The 19,447-nt window shown below is 72.3% G+C and carries 12 protein-coding genes and 1 pseudogene; 7 read left to right on the top strand and 6 right to left on the bottom strand.

The window, feature by feature from the left end:
* Nucleotides 1–14 precede the first annotated feature (14 nt).
* Nucleotides 15–254 (bottom strand): hypothetical protein, encoded by a 240-nt coding sequence (locus tag OIE47_RS04355; RefSeq protein ID WP_326560190.1) that lies wholly within the window; start codon nt 252–254, stop codon nt 15–17.
* Between the two features lie 226 nt (nt 255–480).
* Here OIE47_RS04355 and dxs point away from each other — a divergent pair, with 226 nt between their 5' ends.
* Nucleotides 481–2,472: a 1-deoxy-D-xylulose-5-phosphate synthase gene (dxs, locus tag OIE47_RS04350; protein WP_326560189.1), complete on the top strand. Its 1,992-nt coding sequence runs from the start codon at nt 481–483 to the stop codon at nt 2,470–2,472.
* Between the two features lie 132 nt (nt 2,473–2,604).
* Here the strand turns inward: dxs and OIE47_RS04345 are convergent, their stop codons facing one another.
* Complete coding sequence (locus OIE47_RS04345) at nt 2,605–3,834, bottom strand: hypothetical protein (RefSeq protein WP_442792047.1); 1,230 nt, start codon at nt 3,832–3,834, stop codon at nt 2,605–2,607.
* Between the two features lie 218 nt (nt 3,835–4,052).
* On the opposite strand from OIE47_RS04345, the gene OIE47_RS04340 reads away from it, so the two are divergent.
* The gene (locus OIE47_RS04340; protein WP_442792131.1) at nt 4,053–5,951 is read left to right on the top strand and encodes a hypothetical protein; all 1,899 of its coding nucleotides are present in this window, start codon (nt 4,053–4,055) and stop codon (nt 5,949–5,951) included.
* Between the two features lie 52 nt (nt 5,952–6,003).
* Nucleotides 6,004–7,887 (top strand): hypothetical protein, encoded by a 1,884-nt coding sequence (locus tag OIE47_RS04335; protein WP_326560188.1) that lies wholly within the window; start codon nt 6,004–6,006, stop codon nt 7,885–7,887.
* Between the two features lie 18 nt (nt 7,888–7,905).
* Here the strand turns inward: OIE47_RS04335 and OIE47_RS04330 are convergent, their stop codons facing one another.
* The gene (locus tag OIE47_RS04330) at nt 7,906–9,753 is read right to left on the bottom strand and encodes a hypothetical protein (protein WP_442792130.1); all 1,848 of its coding nucleotides are present in this window, start codon (nt 9,751–9,753) and stop codon (nt 7,906–7,908) included.
* Between the two features lie 142 nt (nt 9,754–9,895).
* Between OIE47_RS04330 and OIE47_RS04325 the strand changes: the two genes are divergently transcribed.
* The 3 genes and pseudogenes from OIE47_RS04325 to OIE47_RS04315 all read left to right on the top strand — a co-directional run.
* The gene (locus OIE47_RS04325) at nt 9,896–11,314 is read left to right on the top strand and encodes a hypothetical protein (protein ID WP_326560186.1); all 1,419 of its coding nucleotides are present in this window, start codon (nt 9,896–9,898) and stop codon (nt 11,312–11,314) included.
* 122 nt (nt 11,315–11,436) lie between these two features.
* Entirely contained in the window at nt 11,437–12,123 is a 687-nt protein-coding gene (locus OIE47_RS04320; protein ID WP_326560185.1) for a response regulator transcription factor, read from the top strand.
* Between the two features lie 8 nt (nt 12,124–12,131).
* Nucleotides 12,132–13,277, top strand: a pseudogene (locus OIE47_RS04315) (sensor histidine kinase); the annotation flags it as partial.
* Nucleotides 13,278–13,601: 324 nt separating this feature from the next.
* Here OIE47_RS04315 and OIE47_RS04310 read toward each other — a convergent pair.
* Nucleotides 13,602–15,671 carry a 3-hydroxyacyl-CoA dehydrogenase NAD-binding domain-containing protein gene (locus OIE47_RS04310; protein WP_326560184.1) on the bottom strand — a complete coding sequence of 690 codons (2,070 nt, stop codon included), beginning with the start codon at nt 15,669–15,671 and terminating at the stop codon, nt 13,602–13,604.
* The gene (locus tag OIE47_RS04305) at nt 15,668–16,864 is read right to left on the bottom strand and encodes a thiolase family protein (protein WP_326560183.1); all 1,197 of its coding nucleotides are present in this window, start codon (nt 16,862–16,864) and stop codon (nt 15,668–15,670) included. The genes OIE47_RS04310 and OIE47_RS04305 overlap by 4 nt, the downstream gene beginning before the upstream one ends.
* Before the next feature lie 162 nt (nt 16,865–17,026).
* Between OIE47_RS04305 and galE the strand changes: the two genes are divergently transcribed.
* A complete protein-coding gene (gene galE, locus OIE47_RS04300) occupies nt 17,027–18,028 on the top strand; it encodes a UDP-glucose 4-epimerase GalE (RefSeq protein WP_326560182.1) in 1,002 nt (333 codons plus the stop codon).
* 67 nt (nt 18,029–18,095) lie between these two features.
* Here the strand turns inward: galE and OIE47_RS04295 are convergent, their stop codons facing one another.
* Nucleotides 18,096–19,415: a ribonuclease D gene (locus tag OIE47_RS04295; protein ID WP_326560181.1), complete on the bottom strand. Its 1,320-nt coding sequence runs from the start codon at nt 19,413–19,415 to the stop codon at nt 18,096–18,098.
* Nucleotides 19,416–19,447 lie beyond the last annotated feature (32 nt).

Raw genomic sequence — 19,447 nt, 5'->3', positions numbered from 1 at the left:
CTGGTCACGCTGGGTCAGAGCAGGCCGTGCGCCAGAGCGCGTCGGGTGGCGGCGGCCTGCCGGTCCGGCCGGCCCTGGGTCCGGTCCTTCAGACGGATCCAGAGGATGATCAGCAGGAGTAGGGGGAGGAAAGGAAGGCCGATCAGGAGGACGACGAGCAGGCCCAGGAGCTGGCCGGTGGCGTACCCCCCGGATTTCTGGGGGTGCCGGACGTCCCTGCCCGATCGGTTGCGACGGGTACTACGAGGCAACATACGGAACACCTCAAGACGAGGAGGTTGTTACCGCCATATTAACGTCGCCACCCCTCGGAGCACCCGGTTCGTTACCGTCCGGAGTTGCCGATGATCCGCCAGAATCGGTTGCCTGATCGGCGTACGAGCTGAGCCGGATGTCAGCAGGCCCGCCCCTCGGACGAATAACGGCGCACGATTCCGGCCCGGGCTGCACTCGCCCCCGGGGCCGATAGACTCTCCGGTCATGAGAGTTGAAGAGGGTGCGGCCAACCCGGGCCGGCTGCTGGCTACCGTCCGCGGCCCCCAGGACGTCAAGCGGATGTCGGCCGAGGAACTCGACCTGCTCGCCGCCGAGATCCGGGACTTCCTGGTCGCCAAGGTGTCCCGCACCGGTGGCCATCTCGGCCCCAACCTCGGCGTGGTCGAGCTGACTCTCGCCATGCACCGGGTCTTCGACTCGCCCCGCGACCGGTTCCTGTTCGACACCGGGCACCAGGCGTACGTGCACAAGATGGTGACCGGGCGGCAGGACGGGTTCGACAAGCTCCGCCAGCGCGGCGGGCTCTCCGGCTACCCGAGCCAGGCCGAGAGCGAGCACGACCTGATCGAGAACTCGCACGCCTCGACCGCACTCTCCTACGCGGACGGGCTGGCCAAGGCCTACGCCCTGCGGGGTGAACGCCGCGACGTGGTCGCGGTGGTCGGCGACGGCGCGCTCACCGGGGGCATGTGCTGGGAGGCGCTGAACAACATCGCCGCCGCCCGCAACCCACTGGTCATCGTGGTCAACGACAACGGCCGGTCGTACGCGCCCACCATCGGCGGCCTGGCCGACCACCTCTCCACGCTGCGGCTCAACCCCGGCTACGAGCGGGTGCTCGACGTGGTGAAGGACGCCCTCGGCTCGACGCCCCTGGTCGGCCGTCCGATGTACGAGGTGCTGCACGCGGTCAAGAAGGGCATCAAGGACGCGGTCACGCCGCAGGCGATGTTCGAGGACCTCGGCATCAAGTACATCGGCCCGGTCGACGGGCACGACGTGGCCGCGGTCGAGTCGGCCCTGCGCCGGGCCCGGGGCTTCGGCGGGCCGGTCATCGTGCACGCGGTCACCCGCAAGGGCTACGGCTACCGGCCGGCCGAAGAGGACGAGGCCGACTGCTTCCACGGCCCGAGCGCCTTCGACGTGGCCACCGGCAAGGCGCTCGCCGCGCCGTCGGTGAAGTGGACCCACGTGTTCGCCAACGAACTGGTCGCGATCGCCGACGAGCGGCCCGACGTGGTCGGCATCACCGCCGCCATGGCCGAGCCGACCGGCATCGCCTCGCTGGCCCGTAAGTACCCCGAGCGGGTGTACGACGTGGGCATCGCCGAGCAGCACGCGGCCACCTCGGCGGCCGGGCTCGCCTTCGGCGGCCTGCACCCGGTGGTGGCGGTCTACGCGACCTTCCTCAACCGGGCCTTCGACCAGGTCCTGCTCGACGTGGCGATGCACAAGCTGCCGGTCACCTTCGTGCTGGACCGGGCCGGCATCACCGGCCCGGACGGGCCGAGCCACTACGGAATCTGGGACATGTCCGTCTTCGGAGTGGTGCCCGGCCTGCGGATCGCCGCCCCCCGCGACGCCGCCACGCTCCGCGCCGAGTTGCGCGAGGCGGTCGCCGTCGACGACGGTCCGACCATCCTGCGCTTCCCGACCGGTTCGATCGCCAAGGACCTGCCGGCGGTCCGCCGGGTCGGCACGGTGGACGTACTCGCGGAGTCGGCGCGCAAGGACGTCCTGCTGGTCGCCGTCGGCGCGTTCGCACAGCTCGGCGTCGAGGTCGCGGCCCGGGTGGCCGAGCAGGGCTACGGGGTCACCGTGGTCGACCCGCGCTGGGTCCGCCCGATCCCCGAGGACCTGGTCACGCTCGCCGGTTCGCACCGGCTGGTGGTGACCGTCGAGGACGGCGTACGCGCCGGTGGTGTCGGTGACGCGCTGGCCAAGGCGATGCGCGACGCCGACCTGCTGGTGCCGCTGCGCGACCTCGGTGTGCCGTCGGTCTTCCAACCGCACGGCACCCGCGCGCAGATCCTCGCCGACCTGGGCCTGACCGCCCAGGACGTGGCCCGTGACGTCACCGGCTGGGTGTCCCGCCTCGACGCGCCGATCGAGCCGGTCGAGGTTCGGATTCCCGCCGGAAACGGGGACCGCCCGGCCACCGGGGAACGGGCCAAGGGCCGCAACGGCCGGGCCTGACCCGCGAACGACTCCACCGCCGGTGGGGATGACCGGTCACCGGTTGTCCCCACCGGCGGTTCGTGTCTCCGCGCGGGTGCCGCGTGCTGCCGACCGACCGCCCTCGTACCCGATTGCCGGGACGGCGAGTGTCTACCGGCCGCCCATCTGGCGCTGGTAGGACTTGTCGGCGGTGGTGAGGGTGAACGTCACCCGGGTGGCCGGTTTCTCGACCACGGCCAAGCCCGGCCGGTCCACCAGACGGGTCACGCCCGCCGGTAGGGCCAGGTTGGTCTCCGAGTTGGCCCGCCAGACCAGGACCACCAGGTTCCGTTCCGGCGTGGGCAGCTCGTACGCCTGCAACGGGTTCACCCGGTCCGCCTCGGAGGCCACCGGTGCCCCCTGTGCCGGCCGCAGGACGACCGCGTTCATCATGCCCGCGTCGGTGTGCCAGGAGAGCTGGTCGAGTCGGCCGGCTTTCTCCGAACCGAACCGGACCTGCCCGAGCGGCTTCGTGGCGACCCGGTCGGCCGGCCAGGACGTCGGCACCGAGCCGAGGTGGACCCGGTCGTGGATCTGGCGCGGAACGCTCCCGAACGGACCCGTCAAAGTGGCCAGCGAACAGGTGTCCAGCCCCTCCAGGGCACTCAACCCGGACCCGGACTCGTCGACCACCAGCGGGTAACGCGGCCCGGCGATCCCGGTGCCGAGGTCGATCAGCCGGTCGTTCGCCTTGCCCTGCGGCAGCGACTCGGTGCTGCGCAGCCGGGCGGTGATCGGCACCGCACCGCAGCGCGGTACGGCCACCGGTGCGCTGACCCCGTCGGTCACCGTCAACGGCTTGCCGTCCGGGCCGAGCAGCCGCTCCACCCGGGTCGAGGTCAGGTACCGGCGGCCCTCCGGCACCACGACCGGCAGCACGTCGGAGTAGATCAGGTAGCCCGGGTCGGAGTAGTCGACGGCGTTGGTGACCTCGAACTCGGCGCCCCGCCCCGTGAGCTGGAGCAACCAGGAGGCGGCGTCGCCCGGCACGTCCGCGGCGACCAGGGCCACCGGCGGGCCGCCGTCGAGCTGCCCGAGCCAGAGGATGCCGGACGAGGAGACGTGCACCCGGTCGTCGACCGGGGAACGCCAGTCCGTCACCGCCCGGGTGACCGCGGCCGTCGCCTGTGGATCGCCGGTCAGCCCGCCCCGGGCCGGCCAGACCTCCAGCGAGCCGTCGCGGGAGTCGGCACCGACGCGGAGCGGATCGGACGGCTCCACCGTGCTCGGGCCGCAACCGGTGATGAGCAGTGCCGATGCCAGCACCGTGGCCAAAACGCCGCCACGACGGACCGAACCCACCTGAAAGCCCCCGATCCCGTTGGCGTGCGGAAGCCACATCCTACGAGATCTCGGGCGGGGCTCGGGCGTCACCTGGCAAAGCCGTCCCAGCTTTTGGCGGCCCACGCGTGCCGTCCGGATCTCGTTGCGCAATCCCGTACGTGCCGTCCGATACGTCCGTGACGCTCCGGTAGACTCCGCCGACTGTGACGCTTGCCGAGCCACGTCTCGAAACCACACCGGATCCGGAGGCACCCGGGTCCGGCGGGCCCGCTGCCATTGACCCGACCGGTGAGCAGGGCCCGGTTTCCGTCGATGCGGACGGTGGAGCCGTCGAGGCGGACGGCACCACCGCCGGTACGACACCGACGCCACCGCCCTCCGGTTCGGACCGGGGCACCGCGGACCGCTCCGGCAACCCGGGTACGCCCGTGCGCCGCTGGCCGACCCGCCGCCGTGACCTGCTGGTCTTCGGTGCGTTCCTGCTCGCCGCGTTCTGGGTGACCAGCCAGATCTGGCTCGATCCGGCCGGTCGGGTGGCGTCGCTCTACAGCAGCGACCCGGCCCAGGTGCAGTTCTTCCTGGCCCACTCCGTACGGGTGGTGTTGCACGGCGAATACCCGTTCTTCACCGACCGGCTGAACTATCCTGACGGGGTCAACCTGATGGCGAACACCGCCATCCTCGGGCTGGGCATTCCGATGATCCCGGTGACACTGCTGTTCGGGCCGGCGGTGTCCTTCGTGGTCCTGGTGACGCTCGGCCTCGCCGGCACCGCCTCGGCCTGGTACTTCGTCCTGTCGCGGTACGTCGTCCGCAACCCGATCGCGGCGATCGTCGGCGGCTGGTTCTGCGGGTTCTCCCCGGCGCTGCTGTCACACGCCAGTTGGCACCCGAACATCATCTCCCAGTTCCTGCTGCCGTTCATCGTCTGGCGGGTCATCCTGCTGACCCGCTCCACCCGGGTCGTGCGCGACGGCATCATCCTCGCGCTGCTGGTCAGCTACCAGGCGTTCATCAACGAGGAGATCCTGCTCTTCACCGCCCTGGCCTGCGGTGTCTTCCTGGCCGCCGTGCTGGCGCAGCAGCCCGGCCGGTTCCGTACCGCCTGGCGACCGCTGGCCGGTGGGCTGGCGGTCTGCGCGGTGCTCGCGGTCGCCCTGCTGGCGTACCCGCTCTACGTGCAGTTCGCCGGGCGGCAGGCGTACCACGGGCTCAGCGACGCGGTCCGCGACTACGGCAACGACCTGGCCGCGTTCGTCAGCCCCGGTTCGCCGACCCTCGGTGGCAACGAGCGGGCCAACGCCAACCTGGCACCGAACTACTCCGAGGAGAACGCCTTCTTCGGCTGGGGCCTGGCCCTGCTCACCGTGGGCATCGTGATCTGGCTGCGGCGCGAGGTGATCGTACGGGCGCTCGCCTTCACCGGGCTGCTCTTCGCGATCCTGTCGTTGGGTGAGCGGGTCTCCTACTGGAACCGGGACCTGTTCTGGGGTCCGTGGGAGTGGCTGGTCAAGCTGCCGCTGCTCGACGCGGTGGTGCCGACCCGGTTCGGTCTGATCACGACCGTGGTGATCGGCATCCTGCTCGCCCTCGCCGTCGACCGGGCCTGGTCCCTGGAGAGCGTCGACCGCCGGATCCGCCGGGTCGGTGTGGTCACCGCGCTGGCCGTCGTCCTGCTCCCGCTCATCCCGCTGCCGCTGAAGATGACCTCCCGACCGGCCGTACCGGACTTCATCTCGTCCGGGCACTGGCGGCAGTTCGTCGGCCCGGACCAGTCCCTGGTGCCGGTGCCGGTGCCGGCGATGGGACACACCAACGGGATGCGCTGGGCCGCCTCGACCAACCTCGACTTCAAGATCCCCGGGGGTTACTTCCTGGCCCCGCGCAACGGGAACACCGGCGATCCGGGTCGCTTCGGTGGCCGGCCGAGCGGGGTCAGCGAACTGCTGGACCAGGTCTCGACCACCGGGCGGGTGCTCACCCTGACCGACCGCGAGCGGCGCCGCTCGATGGACGAACTCCGGCACTGGCAGGCGGCGATCCTGGTGCTCCCGGTCCGGGAGAAGAACGCCGAACCGCTGCGCCGGACCGTGGAGCAGATCGTCGGCCCCGGCCGGCGGGTGGACGACGTCTGGTTGTGGGACATCCGTACCCTGACCGCCCCGAGTAGCTGATGCGGCGGACCGGAGCCGGCCGGGCCGGCGGCGGAACACCGGTACCGGTCGGATGAATCCGACCGGGGGAGCGGAACCGGCCCGGACCGCGGTGGTCACCGCGGGTGCGGACACCTCTCCCGGTACGCCGGACGGCGGCACCCCACCGGCCGGCTCACCCCCGTCGGCGGTACGGCGTCTGCGTACCCGGATCGTCGCCGGGTGGCGCGGCCGTCCGTGGCTGGTCGACCTGGCGGTGGTGGCGGGATACCTGCTCGCCGGCGGGTACGTCACCGCCCGGCTCTGGCTGCACCCGGACCACAACACCCGGGCCGGCAACGACCAGCTGCTCTTCGAGTGGATGCTGGCCCGCGCCGCGCACGCGGTGACCCACCTGGAGAACCCGCTGCACAGCACCGCGCTCAACGCCCCCGACGGGGTCAACCTGATGGCCAACACGTCGGTGCTCGGCCTGGGCGTCCCGCTCACCCCGGTGACCCTGCTGTTCGGCTCGCACACCGCGTTCCTGCTGGCCATCGTCGGCTCGCTGGCCGGCACCGCCGCCGCCTGGTACCTCTTCCTGTCCCGCCGGCTGGTCCGGTCCCGGTTCGCCGCCGCCGTCGGCGGGCTGCTCTGCGGGTTCGCCCCCGGCATGGTCTCCCAGGCCACCGGCCACCTGCACATGATCTCGCAGTTCCTGGTCCCGGCGATCCTCGCGGTGGTGTTCGCCCCGGCGACCGACCGGGTGCTCCGGCGCGGTGTGCTGCTCGGGCTGCTCGTCGCCTACCAGGTGTTCCTCGGCGAGGAGGTGCTCGTTTTCCTGGTCCTGGCCTGCGGCCTGTTCACGGTCGCGTACGCGGCGGCGAGCCCGGCCACCGTACGCCGGATCGGCCGGGCCTTCCTCGGCCGGCTCGGGATCGGTGCGCTGGTCGCGGCGGTGCTGCTGGCGTACCCGCTCTGGTTCCAGTTCCTCGGTCCGGGCCACTACCAGGGGCTGCCCTTCGACCCCGGCGGGTACGCCCTCGACATCAACTCGTTCACCGCGTCCGCCCGCCAGTCGCTGACCGGGCACGACTCCGTACCGGGGCTGCTGTCGCCGAACCCGACCGAGGAGAACTCGTTCTTCGGGCTGCCGCTGCTCGTCCTCTGTGCCGTGGTGGTGGTCTGGCTGTGGCGCCGGCCGCTGGTGAAGGTGCTCGCGGTCGGGGTGGTGGTCTTCGCCGTACTGTCGCTGGGTGACGAGATCCGGCTGGACGGCCGGCCGACCGGGCTGACCGGGCCGTACCGGCTGCTCGCCGAGCTGCCGCTGATCGACCTGGCGGTGCCGGCCCGGTTCCCGCTGATCTGCCTGCCGATGCTGGCGGTCCTGCTCGCGTTGGCCACCGACGAGGTCTTCCGCCGGGGCCCGGCCGCCCGGACCGGGGGGCTCCCGGTCCGGCTGATCTGGGCCGGGGCGCTGCTCGCCGTGGCGCTGCCGGTGGCGCCGCTGCCGCTGCGTACGGTGCCGACCTGGCCGGTGCCGGAGTTCGTGGCCACCGGCGAGTGGCGGTCCTACGTCCCGCCGGGGCGCACCATCGTGCCGGTGCCCCCGACCCGGGGCGGTGAGGCGACCGCCGGCATGTACTGGTCGGCCCGGACCGGGTTGGCGTTCACCGCGCCGGGCGGCTACTTCATCGGGCCGATGGGCCCGGACGACCGGCGGGCCCGGTGGGGTGCACCGGACCGGCCGACGGCGGTGCTGCTCGACCGGGTCGCGTTCACCGGCGAGGTGCCCCCGATCGGTGACGAGCAGCGGCGGCAGGCGATCGAGGACCTGCGGTACTGGCGGGCCGCCGTGGTGGTCCAGGGCGGCCTGCACCGGGGCGGCCCGGTCAAGGAGACCGTGGACCTGCTGCTGGGACCGGGCCGGATGATCTCCGGGGCCTGGGTCTGGGACGTCCGCGCCCAGGTCCCGTAGCCGGCCCGGTCCGGCGGGTCAGCCGACCAGGGCGCGTACGTCCCAGAGCCAGACGTCGTCGACCCGCTGGGGTGGCCCGATCAGTGCGGTCATCAGGCCGCGCAGCGCGTCCACCTTCGGGTGGTCGCCGAGCACCACCACCGAGGCACGCCAGAACCGCAGGTCCTCGACGGCACGGGCCCGCTGCTCCGGGGTGATGTCGGGGACCTGGCCGGTGTCGATCGTGACGTACATCAGCATGGCGGTGGGGAGGGTGGTGGCGCCGAACACGCCCTGCCCCTCGGCGTTCGGGCCGATGAAGTAGCCTCCCGGCACCGGGAACTCGTGCTCGGTCAGCGCGCTCCAGCGCAGCGTCGACAGGCCGTGCACGTTGCTGGGCACGGGCACCGGCACCAGGGTGCGTCCGGCCGGCACGTACGGCTTCCACTCGTCACTGGTGATGAAGTGCGGCGGCGGGTCGATGTGCATCGCGGGCAGGGGCTTGGGCACCAGCGGCAGCAGCGCGAGCGCGATCGCGGCGTACGCCAGGATCCTGACCCTGCGCCGCTGCGGCCCGTCGCCGGCGGCGGTGGTCGCCACCGCGTCCCAGGCCAGCGCGATCAGCACCCCGACCACGGCGGCGACGACCAGGCTCAGCCGGGTCGGCATCATCATCTCGACCAGCGGAAGGTCGTCCGGGATGAAGCTCCACGGGCCCCGGACCTCGGTCTCGACCCCGCCGACCCGGACGAACGGCCCGATCGAGGCGACGCCGAAGACCAGGGCGAGTACGGCGGCCGTCCGCGCCGCCAGCGAGGTACGCCAGAGCAGCACGATCACCAGCAGGGCGAGACCGACGAGCGGCCAGCCGAACCAGGTGTTCTGCTCGGTCATGCCGATGGTCTTCTCCACCGCCTCGGAGCCGGCGATGGTGTCCCGGGAGTAGGTGACGAACGCGGACAGGTCCTCGCCCCAGTTGTGGAAGATCCCGCCCTGCAACCCCCGGTAGGACTGGGGGCCGTTGAACTGGTACCAGATCGGGTAGCCGGCGAGCAGCAGGGCGAGCGCCCCGCCGACGCCCATCGAGAGCAGGAACGGCACCGCCTGGGCGCGTACCGCCGACCACCGCTGCACCGCGTACGCGGCCACGACCACCAGCAGGGCGAGCGCCGTGAGCAGCAGCATCTCCTCGTTGATGAAGATCTGGTACGCGACCAGCAGCCCCAGCACCAGCCCGTTGCGCAGCCAGCGGCCGGGCTCGCCGAGGCGCAGCACCCGGACCACGATGATCGGCAGCAGGAAGTTCGAGACGAAGTTCGGCTGGCCGTTGGCGTGGTGCACGATCCCCGGCGCGAAGCCGAGGAACGCCCCGCCGACGAACGCGGCACCGCGCGAGGTGACCAGGTGCCGGGAGAGCATCCAGTACGAGGTGCCGGCGGTGGCCGCGAGCGCCCCGCCCAGGTAGATCGCGTACGTGACCTGCGGACCGAACAGCATGGTCAGCGGGGCCAGCGGCAGGCTGATGCCGAGCACCGAGGTGTTCGCCATCATGTTGACCCCGTCCGGGGCGTTCTGCCGGGCCGAGAAGAGCGGGTTCTCCCAGTGCCGGACCGAGTAGGCGCCGTGTGAGAGGAGCCACTCGAACCAGCTGTGGTCGGTCGGCAGGTGCGACGACACCCGGTACTGGATGTCCACCCAGTAGTTGGCGCAGACCACCACCCCGAGCAGGACGTATGCCCCGATGGCGAGCACGTCGGCGCGGGCCGGCTTCCGGTACGGTCGGCGTACGCGCGGTTGGTCGGAGGCCGCCGGTGCGGGGGCGTCGTCCGACCCGGTGCGTGCCTCCGACGCGGGATCCGTGTCCGAATTGTTATTTACTACCGGGATTGCCACGACGCGACATCGTACAGGCGGGCGCCGGGGCGAGTCGGGCCAGCCGGTTGAGAATGGACTCGCGGGCCCCCGGTCCGACCGCCGGTACGACAACCGCTCCGGACGGCAACACGAGGTTCGGACGGAGGGGTGGCCGGTGATCGAGATCGACCTCGGTGATCGGCTCACCGAGCAGCCGGTCGAGGAGCGGCCACTGGCCCGTGCCTGGCTCGCCAACCGGTGGGTCCGGATCGCCGCCGTGCTGGCGGTGCTGCTCGCCACCGTGACCGCGGCCGGCGTCGGGCCGCCCCCGTTGTCGGTGGCGACCATTCCCGCCCGGCTGGGCGCGTCGATGGTCACCGGCACCGACCGGATCTTCGTGATCGACCCGGTCGACACCTCCACCGAGCCCCGGCAGCAGGTCAGCGCGTTCCGGCTGGCCGACGGCGCGCTCCTGTGGCAGGTCCGGATGCCGGTACCGGGCCCCCTGGGCGGGCACACCCTGATCGGTCACACGCTGGTCCTCACCTCGGACTGGGGTTCGGTGGCACCCCGGCGGACGGTCGGGGTCGACACCGCCACCGGGGCCATCTCCTGGCTCCGTACGGCCACCTACGAGACGGCCAGCGCCAGCGGCGACATCCTGCTCTGGGTACCGGACACCGACGTCGGTGCCGGTGGACCCGGCTGGGACGACTCCCCGAACGGCTGGGGTGTCCTGTCCGCCGGCACCCTGGAGTCGGTGGCCCCGGACACCGGGGCGGTGCACTGGTCGCTCCCCCTGCCCGCCGGCGTCGTACGCGGTTACGCCGCGCCGGCCGGGTCCGCCGACCCCGGCCCCGAGGGGCCGCTGCCGGAGGTGGCCGTGACCAGGGGGACAACCGGCCGGATCGAGGTACGCGACCTCGGCTCCGGTGCGGTGGTCCGGTCGGCGGACCTGCCCCACCCGCCCGCGCTCGGCAGCGGTCAGTGGCCGCCACAGGTCGTCGGCGACCTGCTGCTGGTCCCCGACGGCCCGCAGAGCCTCACCGCGTACGGGTTGGACGCGTTCGACCGGCGGTGGACGATCGACTGGGACGTCGACCGGGAACCGTGGCCGCAGCCGTGCGGCCCGCTGCTCTGCACGTTCCGCCCGCAGGGCGGCGTACGGGTGCTCGACCCGGCCACCGGGGCGGTCCGCTGGAGCGATCCCCGCTGGAGCAACCTGATGCCGGTCGGGGCGTACCTGCTCGCGAGCAGCGAGGCGCGGCCGATGGTGGCGGCCGGGCTGAACGTGCTCGACCCGGCCACCGGTCGGGTGCTCGGCGACCTCGGTTCCTGGCAGGTGATCGGCCGCTCGCCGGGCGCCGGGGCCGCACCGGGCAGCGGGAAGCCGGCGGACCCGGTCCGGTTGATCGGCGTACGGATCAGGTCGGACGACGGCCGTACCTGGGTCGCCGACCTCGACCCGGCGTCGGGGTCAACCCGGCCGCTGGCCGTGGTGCCCGACGTCTCCGGTGACTGCCGGGTCACGGACGGACTGCTGGTCTGCCGCCAGCTCAGCGGGGCGATCGGCATCTGGCACCTGCCGAGCTGACCGGCGGCCGGCCCCGGCCGGAGCCCGACACCGCCCCGGCAGGGGCGACCTGAGCTGGGGTTTGGTCGGCGCGGCTAGGTTGTTCCTGGACGGCGGGGGACAGTCGAGCTTCGGAGGTCGCGATGCGGGTGCTGGTGGTGGAGGACGAGCGGAATCTGGCCGACGCGATCGTTCGCGGGCTGCGCCGCCGGGGCATGGCGGTCGACGTGGCCTACGACGGCACCGCCGGGCACGAGATGGCGATGGTGACCAGGTACGACGTGGTCGTACTCGATCGGGACCTGCCCGGTGTGCACGGCGACCAGATCTGCGCCGACCTGGTCGAGTCCGGGGCGCTGACCCGGGTCCTCATGCTCACCGCGAGCGGTACGGTCGCCGACCGGGTGGAGGGGCTGCAACTCGGGGCCGACGACTACCTGCCCAAGCCGTTCGCCTTCGACGAGCTCGTCGCCCGGGTGCAGGCGCTCGGCCGGCGGGCCACCCCGGCCGCGCCCCCGGTGCTCACCGTCGCGGACCTGGTGGTCGACCCGGCCCGCCGGGTGGCGACCCGCGCGGGCGCACCGGTCGACCTGACCCGCAAGGAGTTCGGCGTGCTGGAGGAGTTGTTGAAGGCCCGGGGTGCGGTGGTGTCGAGCGAGGAGCTTCTGGAACGGGTCTGGGACGCCAACACCGACCCGTTCACCACCACCGTCCGGGTCACCGTGATGACGTTGCGCAAGAAGCTCGGTGATCCGCCGTTGATCGAGACCGTGGTCGGCGCCGGTTACCGAATGCCGGAGCGCTACCTGCCCGAGCAGGTCGGCGCATGACCGTCTACCTGACCCGTCGACGGCCCCGGCTGCGGCCCACCCTGCGGCTGCGGCTGACCCTGCTCAACGGCGTACTGCTGGTCGGTGCGGGGGCGATCCTGCTGCTGCTCGCCTGGCTGCTGGTCACCGCCGCGCTCCGGCCCGCCGACGACCTGCTCCCCGGCACCACCGTGGTACTCGCCGACAACACCCAGCTGGACGCCCAGCAGTGGCAGGAGGAGGTGGCCTCCTCCGCCACCCGGCAACTGCTGGCCAAGGGGTTCGTCGCCCTGCTGGCGATCAGCGTGGTCGGGGTGGCCGGCGCGTACGCGGTCGCCGGTCGGGCGCTGCGCCCGCTGCACCAGGTCACCTCCACCGCCCGCCGGCTCGGTGAGGCCACCCTCGACCAGCGGATCCGCTACTCCGGGGCGGACGACGAGGTGGCCGAGCTGGCCGGCACCTTCGACGCCATGCTGGACCGGATCGGCGGGGCGTTCGAGGCGCAGAAACGCTTCGTCGCGAACGCCTCGCACGAGCTGCGTACGCCGCTGGCGGTGATGCGTACCGAGATCGACGTGACGATGGCCGACGACGAGGCGGACGTGGCCGAGTACCGCCGGATGGCGACCGTGGTCCGGGACGCCTCCGAGCGGGCGAACGGGCTGGTCGACTCGCTGCTGGTGCTGGCACGAAGCGAGGCCCAGTCGGGGCGCCGGCTCAGCCGCAAGGCCCCCACCGACCTGGCCGACGGTGCCGCCGCCGCGCTGTCCGCCATGGGCTCGGAGGTGAAACGGCTGGGGCTGGACGTCAGCGCGTCGCTGGAGCCGGCCCCGGTGGTCGGCGACCCGAGCCTGCTGGAGCGGCTGGCCGGGAACCTGATCGAGAACGCGGTCCGGTACAACCACCTGCACGGCCGGCTCTGGGTGCGTACCAGTTCGGACGCGGCGCAGGTCCGGTTGGTGGTCGGGAACACCGGCTTCGAGGTGGACCAGACCGACGTGCCGGGGCTGTTCGAGGCGTTCCGGCGCGGTGGCCGGGAGCGGACCGGTGCCCGTGGCTCCGGACTCGGGCTGTCGATCGTCTCGGCGGTCTGCGACGCGCACGGGGGAGCGGTGACCGCGGTGGCCCAGCCCGGTGGGGGCCTGGAGGTCACCGTGACGCTGCCGGCCGCCGACGCGACCCCGGTGGTGGCGGCCTCGGCCGTGGTGGTGCCCGCGTCGCCGGCCGCATCACCGGCCGTGGCTCCGGCTCCTAGGGCCGTCCCGGCCTCGACAACGGCTCCGGCGTCGGCTCAGGCGGACGGTGGCACGGCGGACGTGCCGGCCCCACCGGTCCGGTAACCCCACCCGGATCGGCGCCCGTCACGCCGTTGAAGCCCCTGCCGGTCATCGAGATCCTGTCGGCCGGCAAGGACGTCGCCCAGCAGTTGCGCTGACCCGCTCGCGGCGGGGGCCGTCCACCGCGTCGTGCGGCGAACGGCCCCCGTGGACCAGGACGGGTCAGGCCGGCAGGCTGGCCACGCCGTACGGCAGAAAGCGCTGGCCGGTGACCCGCTCGGAGGTGCCGGTCCGGTCCAGGTACGGCGTCACGCCGCCCAGGTGGAACGGCCACCCCGCGCCCAGGATCAGGCACAGGTCGATGTCCGGCGCGGCGGCCACCACTCCCTCGTCCAGCATCAGCCGGACCTCCTGCGCGAGTGCGTCGAGGGCGCGCTGACGTACCTGTTCGGCGTCGAGCGGCTGGTCACCCACCTGGAGCAGGGCCGCGACCTCGGGGTCCACCTCGCCGTCGACCAGCAGGGGCCGGCCGGCGTCGGCGATCCGCTTCAGGTTCTCGCTCACCCCGAACCGGTCCGGGAAGGCACCGTGCAGCGTCGCCCCGGTGTGGTACGCCACCGCCGGCCCGACCAGTTGCAGCAGCGCCAGCGGGCGCATCGGTAGCCCGAGCGGGTCCAGGGCGGTGTTCGCCACGTCGAGCGGGGTGCCCGCGTCGACCGCCGCGAAGATCTCCCCGAGGAACCGGGTGAGCAGCCGGTTGACCACGAACGCCGGTGCGTCCGAGACCAGTACGCAGGACTTGCGCAGCTCCTTGCCGACCGCGAACGCGGTGGCCAGGGTGGCGTCGTCGGTCCGCTCGCCCCGGATGATCTCCAGCAGCGGGAGGACCGCGACCGGGTTGAAGAAGTGGAACCCGACCACCCGCTCCGGGTGCTCCAGGTCGGCGGCCATCGCACCGATCGACAGCGACGAGGTGTTCGTGGCGAGCACCGCCTCCGGGGAGACGATCTTCTCCAGTTCCGCCCAGACCTGCTTCTTCACCCCGAGATCCTCGAAGACCGCCTCGATGACGAAGTCGGCGTCGGCGAAGACCGACTTGTCCACCGAGCCGGTGACCAGCCCGCGCAGCTTGGCTGCCGTACCGGCGTCCATCCGGCCCTTGCCGAGCAGCTTCTCGATCTCGCCGTGGACGTAGGCCACGCCCTTGTCGACCCGGTTCTGGTCGAGGTCGGTGAGCACCACCGGGACCTGCAACCGGCGGGCGAACAGCAACGCGAGCTGCGAGGCCATCAGACCGGCGCCGACGATGCCGACCTTGGTCACCGGGCGGGCCAGCGTCGCCGGGGGAGCGCCGACGGGCTTGCGGGCCCGGCGCTGGACCAGGTCGAAGGCGTACAGGCCGCTGCGGAGTTCCTCGCTGAGGACCAGGTCGGCCAGGGCCTCGTCCTCGGCGGCCGTACCGGCCTCGAACGGTGCGTCCTTGGCCAGGCCGAGCAGTTCCAACGCCCGGTACGCCGCCGGGACCGCGCCGTGCAGCCGCTCGTCGAGCGTCTGCTTGGCGAAGAACATCACCCCGTCCCACATCTCCCGGTCGACCTCGGGTCGGGTCACCGTGACCGTGCCCCGGACCACGCCGGCCGCCCACTCCAGCGACCGTTCCAGGAAGTCGGCCGGTTCGAGCAGTACGTCGGCGATGCCCATCTCGGCCGCCTGCTTCGGCTTGAGCATCCGGTTCTGCATCAGCGGGTTCTGGATGATCACCTGGGTGGCCATCGGGATGCCGATCAGGTTCGGCAGTAGCTGCGTTCCGCCCCAGCCGGGCACCAGGCCCAGCGACACCTCGGGCAGGGCCAACGCAGCCGCCCCGCCGGAGAGGGTCCGGTAGTGGCAGTGCAGGGCCAGCTCCAGGCCGCCGCCCATCGCGGCACCGTTGACGAAGGCGAAGGTCGGTACGGCGCTGTCGCGCAGCCGGGCGAAGACCCGGTGGCCGAGCCGGCCGATATCGAGCGCCTGCTCCCGGTCGGTGACCAGCGGGATCCCGGTCACGTCGGCGCCGACACAGAAGATGTACGGCTTCCCGGTCACCGCGACCAACGCCGGCTCGGCGGCCAGCGCGGCGGTGATCGCCTCGTCCAGGCTGGCCAGTCCGGCCGGCCCGAGGCTGTTCGGCTTCTTGTGGTCGAAGCCGTTGTCGAGTGTGATCAGCGCCGCCGGCCGGTCCAGCCCGGGTACGTTCACCAGCCGCAGCAGCGCCCTGGTGACAACCTCGTTCGGGTTCTGCAGCTGACTCATGAATCTGCCCCGTTCCAGTGCGGGTTCTCCCAGATGACCGTGCCGCCCATGCCGATCCCGATGCACATGGCGGTGATGCCGTACCGCACCTCGGGGTGCTCGGCGAACTGCCGGGAGAGCTGGGTCATCAGCCGTACGCCGGAGGAGGCGAGCGGGTGGCCGATGGCGATCGCCCCACCCCACTGGTTGACCCGGGGGTCGTCGTCGGCGATCCCGAAGTGGTCCAGGAAGGTGAGGACCTGGACCGCGAACGCCTCGTTCAGCTCGAACAGGCCGATGTCGTCGATGGTCAGCCCGGCGATCCGCAGCGCCTTCTCGGTGGACGGGATCGGGCCGATCCCCATCACCTCCGGCTCCACCCCGACGAAGCCGTACGACACCAGGCGCATGCCGATCGGCAGGCCGAGTTCGTGGGCGACCTCCTCGGCGGCGAGCAGGCTGGCGGTGGCGCCGTCGTTGAGTCCGGCGGCGTTGCCGGCGGTGACCTTGCCGTGCGGGCGGAAGGGGGTCTTCAGCCCGGCCAGCCTCTCCATCGACGTGTCCCGGGGCGCCTCGTCGACGGTGGCCAGGGCCCAGCCGGTCTCGGGGTCGCGGATCGCGACGGTCACCAGGTCGTCCTGGAGCTTGCCGTTGGCGTACGCCTTGGCGGTCTTCTGCTGGGAGGCGAGCGCGAAGGCGTCCGAGCGCTCCTTGGTGATGTGCGGGACCCGGTCGTGCAGGTTCTCCGCGGTGGAGCCCATCACCAGGGCGGACGGGTCGACCAGCTTCTCGGCCAGGATGCGCGGGTTGGGGTCGACGCCCTCGCCCATCGGGTGCCGGCCCATGTGCTCGACACCGCCGGCGATGGCCACGTCGTACGCGCCGATGGCGATGCCACCGGCCACTGTGGTCACCGCGGTCATCGCGCCGGCGCACATCCGGTCGATGGCGTAGCCGGGGACGGTCTTGGGCAGACCGGACAGGAGGGCGGCGGTACGGCCGATCGTCAGGCCCTGGTCGCCGATCTGGGTGGTGGCGGCGATGGCCACCTCGTCGACCCGCTCCGGCGGCAGTTGCGGGTTGCGGCGCAGCAGCTCGCGGATGCAGCGGATGACGAGGTCGTCGGCGCGGGTGTTGGCGTACATCCCACCCGCCTTGCCGAACGGGGTGCGGACGCCGTCGACGAAGACGACTTCCCTGACTTCTCGGGGCACTTGAGCCTCCTTGGCGGCGGGGCGTGTACCCCGGATGCTACTCGCCGGTAACTAGGGCTGTCAGTGCGCCGTCTGTGGTCCGGGCCACACCACGTCCGCCCGGCCCCCGACGCGGGTCCGGTAGGTTGATCGGGACCGGCGCGGGGTGACACGGAGGCGGCGTTGAAGGTACTGGTAGCGGGCGGCGCGGGCTTCATCGGCAGCACGGTGGTGTCGGCCTGCCTCGATGACGGCCTGGTGCCGGTGATCCTGGACAACCTCAACACCGGCCGGCGGGAGTTCACCCGGGACCGGATCTTCTACCAGGGGGACATCGCCGACGGCGCGCTGATCGACCGGATCTTCGCCGACCACCCCGACATCACCGCGGTCGTGCACGCCGCCGCGCTGATCGTGGTCCCCGAGTCGGTCGCCCAGCCGCTGCGCTACTACCGGGAGAACGTCGGCAAGTCCGTCGACTTCCTCGACCACCTGCTGCGCAACGGGTGCCAGCGGGTCCTGTTCAGCTCCTCGGCCGCGATCTACCGCCCCGGCGAGGACTTCTCCGTGGACGAGAACTCGGACCTGGAACCGACCAGCCCGTACGGGCGGACCAAGGCGATGCTGGAGACGATCCTCGCCGACACCGCCGCCGCCACCGACCTGCGGGCACTCTCGCTGCGCTACTTCAACCCGATCGGGGCGGACCCGACCATGCGTACCGGGTTGCAGCTCCGCCGGCCCAGCCACGCCCTCGGGATGATGATCAGCGCGCTGGAGAAGGACACCGAGTTCCTGGTCACCGGCGTCGACTGGCCCACCCGTGACGGGTCCGGGATCCGCGACTACATCCACGTCTGGGACCTGGCGCGGGCGCACGTACAGGCGCTGCGCCGGTTCGACGACATCCTCCCGGTCGGCGCGCAGCGGTCGTACGAGGTGATCAACCTCGGCACCGGCAACGGCACCACGGTCAAGGAGTTCGTCACCGCGTTCAACGCGGTCAGCGACCGCCCCCTGCGGGTACGCGAAACCGGTCCCCGCCCCGGTGACTCCGCCGGCTCCTACACCCGTACGGGCCGGGCCCGGCAGTTGCTGGACTGGAAGGCGGAACTGACCCTGGAGGACGGGATCCGGCACTCCCTGGCCTGGGCCGCACAGCGCGACGCCGTACTCGAAGACTGAAGCCGCCGTACGCGAGGACCGTGTGAACCGCCACCGCCCCGGCGTACGTGGGGCGGTGGCGGAGCGGTCAGACCGGCTCGGGCAGGGCCCGGGTCAGCTCTTCCCCGATCAGGGTGACCTGCCAGTTGCGGGCTCCGTAGCCGCGCAGCGTCTCGACCACCGTCGCCTCGTCGATCTCGTCGGGCGGCGTCCACGCCAGCCGGCGGACCGAGTCCGGCGTGATCAGGTTCTCCGGCGGCAGATTGTGCTCGGCCGCGATCCGGGTCACCACCTCACGGCAGCGGGCCAGCCGGGCCGCCGCCGTCGGGTCGCGCTCGGCCCACCGGTGCGGTGGTGGCGGCCCGTCCACCGACGGGCTGACCGGCAGCGCGTCGTCGGGCAGCGCCCTCGCCTCGGAAAGCGCCTCGAGCCAGGTCCGGGCGAGCCGGCGTACCGAACGGCCACCGAAGCCGGGCAGCATCAGCAGGGTCCGCTCGTCCTTCGGGTCCATCTCGGCGGCGGCGATGATCGCCGCGTCCGGCAGGACCCGACCCGGTGCGGAGTCGCGCCGGGACGCGATGGCGTCGCGGGCGTACCACATCGACCGGACCCGGGCCTGGGCGCGCGCGCCCCGGACCCGGTGGATACCGGAGGTACGGCGCCACGGGTCGGGTCGCTGCCGCAACGGCTGCGCCCCCCACAGCACCAGCGCGGCGAACTCCTCCGCCGCCCAGTCCTGCTTGCCCTGCTCCTCCAGTTCGAGAGCGAGACGGTCGCGCAGGTCGGTGAGGAGTTCCACGTCCAGCGCGGCGTACGTCAGCCAGGAGTCCGGCAGCGGTCGACTCGACCAGTCGGCGGCCGAATGATGTTTCTCCAGGGTGTAACCGAGCAACTGCTCGGTCAGCGCGGCCAGGCCGACGCGTTCGAAACCGGCCAGCCGGGCGGCCAACTCGGTGTCGAACAGCCGGCGCGGGCGCAGCCCCAGGTCTGCCAGGCAGGGCAGATCCTGACTGGCGGCGTGGAGCACCCACTCGGTGTCGGCGAGTGCCTCGTCGAGGGTGTGTAGGTCGCCGAGGGGCAACGGGTCGATCAGCACGGTGCCAGCGCCGGCCCGGCGCAACTGCACCAGGTAGGCGCGCTGGCTGTAGCGGTAGCCGGAGGCGCGTTCGGCGTCGACGGCAACCGGGCCGGTGCCGGCGGCGAAGCGGGCGACGACATCGGCGAGGGCGGCAGGGGTTGCCACCGGCTCCGGTGTGCCGTCGCGGGGGGCGAGGAGCGGAACGGGCCCGCCAGGCGTTGGGTCGGGCCCCACGGTCTCGGGTTCCGGCGCGGACGCCGGCAGGCTGTGCGGCTCGTCCCCTGCTTGGCTTTGCGCGGCCCGACGGCGCAGGGGTGGTTCGTCGGTCACCTGACAACCCTAGTGGTCACCCGCATCCGCCA

Origin of the sequence: Micromonospora sp. NBC_01796 (assembly GCF_035917455.1) — a bacterium.
In the GTDB taxonomy this organism is placed as follows: Bacteria; Actinomycetota; Actinomycetes; order Mycobacteriales; family Micromonosporaceae; genus Micromonospora_G.
The sequence above is the reverse complement of the archived record's forward strand: the minus strand, read 5'-3'. Positions and strand labels throughout refer to the sequence as shown.

Excerpts from the sequence above, each read along its gene's own strand:
- OIE47_RS04335 (WP_326560188.1), top strand. The coding sequence starts at position 6,004 with ATGAATCCGACCGGGGGAGCGGAACCGGCCCGGACCGCGGTGGTCACC.
- OIE47_RS04345 (WP_442792047.1), bottom strand. The coding sequence starts at position 3,834 with ATGTGGCTTCCGCACGCCAACGGGATCGGGGGCTTTCAGGTGGGTTCG.
- OIE47_RS04355 (WP_326560190.1), bottom strand. The coding sequence starts at position 254 with ATGTTGCCTCGTAGTACCCGTCGCAACCGATCGGGCAGGGACGTCCGG.
- dxs (WP_326560189.1), top strand. The coding sequence starts at position 481 with ATGAGAGTTGAAGAGGGTGCGGCCAACCCGGGCCGGCTGCTGGCTACC.
- OIE47_RS04320 (WP_326560185.1), top strand. The coding sequence starts at position 11,437 with ATGCGGGTGCTGGTGGTGGAGGACGAGCGGAATCTGGCCGACGCGATC.
- OIE47_RS04310 (WP_326560184.1), bottom strand. The coding sequence starts at position 15,671 with ATGAGTCAGCTGCAGAACCCGAACGAGGTTGTCACCAGGGCGCTGCTG.